Here is a 926-nt window from a genome sequence, read left to right on the forward strand (position 1 = left end):
GTGGCGGATCTGTGCAGGGGGTAGTCGATAACGGCTATTCCTACCGCGACCAAAATATCTCTAATCTACTAATTCAATCCCTAAATTCTCAAGAAGTGAAAGAGCTTCCAATCTTGAGAACTTTGCTTTAACAACAGTGTTATTTAAAATGTCTATGTTGTAACCCCATGAGTAGGTAAAGTTGACAGAACGTAAAACGGTCTTATTGAATAAACTTCCCGAAAAATCGCAACCTGTTAGAACAGAGTTAGATAAATCACTTTCTCTGAAGTCAACATCAACTAACCTACATTCTTCCATCTTTAAGCTATGTAATTTTAACCCAAGGAAGGAAGAGTTAGTTAAAATGCATTTTATGAAATGTAGTTCGAAATCTAGATTGAAGTTAGGCCAGATGGCTCTTGTCCAATCTATACCTGATAGTTTGCACTCATTGAAATAAATTTCATAGAAACGAGTATCAGGAATCTCAATAACACCAAGATTACAATGGTTGAAAGTACAGTTATTGAATTTACAGCGGGAAAGTTTTGCAGAAGAAAAATTACAATGATTGAATTCACAATCTTCAAAGATCGTATCTTCGACATTTGAATCTGAAAAATCTGCTTTCGAGAAAGATATATCAAAATAATCAGATTTACTCTCTAAAAAATTCATACTAACCTTCTGAAATATAATTTAAAATTATCCATAAATATACCTTTGTTCGATTTTAAAAAAACACAGATACTAAGTAAGCGCCTAATTAACCCGTAAACCTCACATAATGGAGTCGATATTGATATTTCACGGCAGTAGTGTTAGCTGCTTTTGGATGAAGTGTGTACATACCATTATTGAGGGGGTCAACGATCAGCCAGCCAATTAACCTACTAAAGATGAAATTCCCTCCGATATAGAGAGCATAAAATCTATGGTCGCCC

At 34.7% G+C, this 926-nt stretch carries 1 protein-coding gene; it reads right to left on the reverse strand.

All coding sequences use genetic code 11. The features are described from left to right. Window positions 1–60 precede the first annotated feature (60 nt). Window positions 61–660, reverse strand: coding sequence for a pentapeptide repeat-containing protein (locus AAC147_RS06610; protein ID WP_047686013.1), 600 nt, complete (start codon window positions 658–660; stop codon window positions 61–63). Window positions 661–926: the final 266 nt, after the last annotated feature.

The organism is Xenorhabdus sp. NBAII XenSa04 (genome assembly GCF_963866145.1).
In the GTDB taxonomy this organism is placed as follows: domain Bacteria; phylum Pseudomonadota; class Gammaproteobacteria; order Enterobacterales; family Enterobacteriaceae; genus Xenorhabdus; species Xenorhabdus indica.

What these genes read in the sequence shown, in the direction of transcription:
- AAC147_RS06610 (WP_047686013.1), bottom strand. Translation starts at nt 660, where the DNA reads ATGAATTTTTTAGAGAGTAAATCTGATTATTTTGATATATCTTTCTCG.